This window comes from Corynebacterium sp. HMSC055A01 (assembly GCF_001809405.1).
GTDB lineage: Bacteria > Actinomycetota > Actinomycetes > Mycobacteriales > Mycobacteriaceae > Corynebacterium > Corynebacterium hesseae.
Genome location: NZ_KV797596.1, coordinates 716 through 5,113, shown reverse-complemented (window position 1 = coordinate 5,113; position 4,398 = coordinate 716). Strand labels below are relative to the sequence as shown.

The 4,398-nt window shown below is 56.1% G+C and carries 5 protein-coding genes; 1 reads left to right on the top strand and 4 read right to left on the bottom strand.

The annotated features are described in order from the left end of the window. Together HMPREF2604_RS14565 and HMPREF2604_RS12155 are read right to left on the bottom strand one after the other, a co-directional pair. The coding region (locus tag HMPREF2604_RS14565; RefSeq protein WP_141746436.1) for a transposase at window positions 1-141 on the bottom strand (141 nt) is incomplete at its 3' end. Window positions 142-255: 114 nt separating this feature from the next. After that, window positions 256-1,485: an MFS transporter gene (locus HMPREF2604_RS12155; protein ID WP_070495012.1), complete on the bottom strand. Its 1,230-nt coding sequence runs from the start codon at window positions 1,483-1,485 to the stop codon at window positions 256-258. 91 nt (window positions 1,486-1,576) lie between these two features. On the opposite strand from HMPREF2604_RS12155, the gene HMPREF2604_RS14230 reads away from it, so the two are divergent. Next, a complete protein-coding gene (locus tag HMPREF2604_RS14230; protein WP_070462451.1) occupies window positions 1,577-2,254 on the top strand; it encodes a TetR/AcrR family transcriptional regulator in 678 nt (225 codons plus the stop codon). A gap of 248 nt (window positions 2,255-2,502) precedes the next feature. On the opposite strand, the gene HMPREF2604_RS12145 is transcribed toward HMPREF2604_RS14230, so the two are convergent. Further along, window positions 2,503-3,387, bottom strand: a complete 885-nt coding sequence (locus HMPREF2604_RS12145; RefSeq protein WP_070529834.1) for a hypothetical protein — start codon at window positions 3,385-3,387, stop codon at window positions 2,503-2,505. A gap of 12 nt (window positions 3,388-3,399) precedes the next feature. After that, complete coding sequence (locus HMPREF2604_RS12140) at window positions 3,400-3,936, bottom strand: hypothetical protein (protein ID WP_141746464.1); 537 nt, start codon at window positions 3,934-3,936, stop codon at window positions 3,400-3,402. Between the last annotated feature and the right edge of the window lie 462 nt (window positions 3,937-4,398).

The following is a 4,398-nucleotide window of genomic DNA, read 5'->3' as shown; positions in this document are numbered from 1 at the left end:
CCACCGGCCTAAAAGCCCGGCGGAAACACCGATTTCCTTAGCCACATGGGCAATTGGGCGCTCTGACTCGATTACCAGGTTCGCGGCCTCACGCCGGTACTCAGGCGTGTACTTCTTGCGCTGTTGACTCACAATGAACATCCTCTCTTACGGACACAAGATCCGTACAAATAGGGTGTCCACTAAACGAGGGTAACCTCAGGGCCGACTCCTGCGGATAACGTGATGGAACGGCTACTTCAGGCACGCTCATAGTTATTGGCGTAGTGCGGGTGCAGTGTGGGCGTAGATGACGACCACTGCAATCAAGGCGATACAGACGGCGAAGGGTGCCAGCGGGTTCCACCCGTAAAGGGCGGTCGAAGCCAGCGGGGCAATCGCGTACGCCAACCCATTATTAGCGTTGATGATGCCAGCCACTGCGCCTTGCTCATCTGCACTCATCTTCAAGGTTGGGCCAGTGTTGTACCCGGGCATCGCCAGTCCCATACCTACCCCCAGCACGATACACCCGACAACCAGTAAAGCGTGCGAGGAGGTAGGCCAAATGAGCACAGTTGCAACTAGTGTAATGGCCAGACCAGTACGTAAAAGCTTCGCTGCTCCCCACCCTGTCTTTGGAGCAATCACCGCTTGGGCAATGATCATGGTCACGCCCATGATGGTCAGGTAAATCGCGGAAATACCTGCGGTCGCAGTTGCCGACAGGGCGAAGCGGTCTTGGACAGTGAATCCAAAAATCGTAGCAACAGAAGAAAACACAAGAAACATCACCAGACCAGTTGCTAGCCAGGGAGCTACACGCGGATCAGTGAAGCGAATCCGTTGAGGCTTTGCAAAAAGTTGCCCTCGGCTTTGAGGTGCGAAACTCACCAAGAGAACAACCAGACCAATCACCATCACAACGGGCATGACCACCAAGGGCAAGAGCAGGCCACCAGCAGCGGCTAACACACCTCCAGTAACACCTCCAACAATGGAGGCCATCCCTTGAGCCGCTCCAATCATGCCCAGTGCTTTTACCCGCCCGTTCTCGCTGGCAGCATGCGTGACCAGGTGGGCTTGCGCGGTCGGGGCGATCGCTGAAATCCCTCCACCATAGAGCAAACCACGAGTGATCACAACACCAAAAACTAGTCCGACACCGCCAACTACCTGGTTCATCCCCAGGTAGGAGACAATACCGAAGGCGCTCAAAGCGATGATCGCGATCACAAGCCCAGCAGCGAGTACACGTTTAGCGCCGACACGTTGGGAAGCTCGCCCCCAATAAGCACTCAAGCTCGCTAGTACAATCGCTGCCAAAGAGATAGTGGCGCCAATATGCCATTCCCGCAATCCCATCTGTCGTGACAGTGGCGCGATGATCGGATTGAGAATCATTTGCCCCATAAAGGCGAGAAAAACGATTCCCACTACCAGGTTCGCTTGCGCTCCTGGATCAATAGAGCTCTGTGTCGGCTTATTACTACGAGGGTCGGGCATCACTACACTCCATTACTAGAACACTGTTTCACTTAGGGATATTGTAGAATGGTGTTCTAGTAAGGGTCAAGGAATAAGTTAGGGTCACCTTATGAACACTGTGCTAACGGGGCGAAGGGCTGGGCTATCACGCGAGCTGATTGTCAAACAAGCTGTACAGTTAAGCGCGATCAGTGGCGTTGAGGGATGGTCAGTACGGGACATTGCCCGTGAACTGGGCGTGGTTCCCTCAGTGATTTATCATTATTTTCCAAACAAGGAAGCCATTTGTGATGCTGTTGTAGACCGGGTATGTGTCGGGATTGAAGTTCCCGACCCGGACCTTGAATGGAAAGCCTGGTTTCGAGCTATGGCTCACAATCTACGCCCCGCATTGTTAGCATATCCGGGGATTACCGACAGGTTCGCGCGGGGCAAGTTCACCGAACAGTTTTTGCCGATGATCGATGGAGCCTGGGCCAAACTACAAGAAGCTGGGTTTGGTGACAATTCGCCTGTGGCCTACACAATTATCGCGAACTCGATCATCCACACGATCGGAGCGAGAAACCTGCGCGCATCCAATCAAATCCAGCCTCGCCACAACCTGCACGAAATGCTTGTCAGGCTTGAGCCTATGATGGCTCAATCTGTTGGACTGACCAGTATTGTCAACTCTTACCTGGAGCCTCTCTCACACCCTGATGAAGAAGAAGCGATGTCCGAGGAATACTACGACCTCGTCATCGATGTGATCCTAGACGGCATCGAACACACCCTGCTGCCTTAACTCTGACCCACTTCTCAATCATCGTCTTAGTGAGCGCCCGCACAGCTGTGTACTTCAACACAGCGGATGTAGCCCAGTTGATAAGCCGGGTCAGTTCACGTTCACCCCTCGCGTTATCATGGTCACGGAGACGGTTAAGTAGTTCTTCCTGATACGGATTATTCATGGTGTGCCCTTCATCCAGGTATGGGTAAAGGGGGCCAAGGCACACACCCTGACCCCCTTCGCTGCCTGCTACGGGCTAGCGTCTACTCGGTAGCACCCGCCGTGGTCGGCTCCACCACATCCTGTTCAGCCGTCGCCAGCACCTCCGGGCGGAACACGGAACCGCCGTACACCTGGAGGCCCGTAATCGCACGGGTGAAACGGAACGGCAGCATGGACGATTCCGCCACCTCCGTGATCTGGTAGCCGAACGGGGTAGCCATCGGGTGGCCCGCAATGACCACCTCACGGCCCGCCACCGTCGGCACCGTCGGCGCGGAAATGATGCGGAACCCGAGCAGGCGACCAATCTCACCGTTCAAGAGATTGCTGTTGTTCACTGCCTTGTCCAGGCGCTCGTCGTACAGCAACGCCGATTCCATCTCCGGGCCAACCATCACGAAACGGTCAGTCTTCGGAACCGAAGTGGCGTTGAGTTTCTTACGCAGCACCACCAGCGTCTTGTACGCGTCCTTCTTCTCAATGTCGAGCGGGAGGGTGCCCACCTTGTTGGAGTTCTTCACTCCGTCCTTCATGAGCTTGCCGATGTAGGTATCGACCTGCTCGGACATGCCTTCCTCTGCCTCGCTGACTGCCTCCGGCTTCACGTCTAGAGCAGACTGGACGGAAGATACCAGCGGAATCTTGAAGTTGAAGTAGTCGCCCTGGTCGGTCTTGAACTTACGCTCTCCGAACTCGACATCTTCAACAATCATGTCTTCGGACTCGTCGTACTTACGGATGGTGGGACGGCTAAGGTTGGTGACAACAACCTCGTCACCCTTACCGCGGATTTCGCCCTCAAAGTCGCAGTTCGTCACACCCTCCTGCGCGAATGCCCAGGTCTGACGGAGCGGCTGCATGAGCGCAGACGCGACAATCGGGCCGATTACCGGATCCCAGTTCTTGTGGGACTGTGGAGTTGCCATAGTGCGTTCCTCCTAGTGGAAACTTTTAGCGGCTGATACGGCCTTCCTCCACTGCCTTGTTGATTTCCTCAAACTTGCCCTGTGCGTACAGGCGGTCGAGGTCATCGGCGGTGAGGATTCGGCCATCGTTGTTGTTCGTGGGGCTGGGGTTCCGCTGGTGCGGGGTGCTACCCCACCCGCCTTGAACTGTGGGAATGAGTTGAGCGTGTTGGTGACGAGTTCGCCAGCCTTACTGTCCCACTCGTCGCTGCCCCACTTCGGGAGATCACCTACACCACGGAGATACGGCACAAGCATGTCGGGGTCTGCCCCGTTTTCCTTCGCCAGCTTGCGTAGGGTGTTGTCCTCGCGCATTCGGTCGAGTTCGGCCTGGAGCTTGTCACGCTCGGCTTCTCGTTCCTGCGCAGCGGCCTTGGCCTGCTTGATTTGTTCCTCCGTGTCTTTGTCGGACGGTTCAAAACCGAGTACCTGCGCGAGTTTCTTCAACGTCGCTGCCTGTTCTTCCGCCTGCTTCGCCTTCACTCGGCGGTCGCCGTTCTCGTTCTTCAACTTGCGGTTTTCCGCTTCGTATCGGGCGAGCTGCTTACGTAGCGCGTCAAGGTCTACGGCTTCGTCCGCCTCGTTGGCCTGCGCCTCGCCTAGGTGTTCACCGGCTTGGGTGTAGTTCCCTGCTCGGTGTCGTGCTGGGCCTGCTGCGCCTTGTCAGCGGCCTGCTGTGCGAGGTCTGCGGGGGTGGTGTTTTCATCCGACATGTGGTTTGTCTCCTCCGTGGGGTGTTGGGTGTGTTCCACGCCTTGGTGGTAACGGAGGTGAGTATGAGACATATTGGTTGGCGGTCAGTTTTATTGAGTGGTTACCCAGTCCCCAGCTTCAACAAAAGCTGTTAAATCAACAGGGGAACTTCCTAGTAGCTCCACCGTGCCGTCGGGCTTCACCAGCGCGGCGCTATCCCCATCATCTGCGTTCTCCCCTGGAAACACTTGGGGTTGCCCGCAAATCGTGGACACGTAG

Coding starts and splice junctions, on each gene's coding strand:
- HMPREF2604_RS12155 (WP_070495012.1), bottom strand. CDS start 1,485: ATGCCCGACCCTCGTAGTAATAAGCCGACACAGAGCTCTATTGATCCA.
- HMPREF2604_RS14230 (WP_070462451.1), top strand. CDS start 1,577: ATGAACACTGTGCTAACGGGGCGAAGGGCTGGGCTATCACGCGAGCTG.
- HMPREF2604_RS12145 (WP_070529834.1), bottom strand. CDS start 3,387: ATGGCAACTCCACAGTCCCACAAGAACTGGGATCCGGTAATCGGCCCG.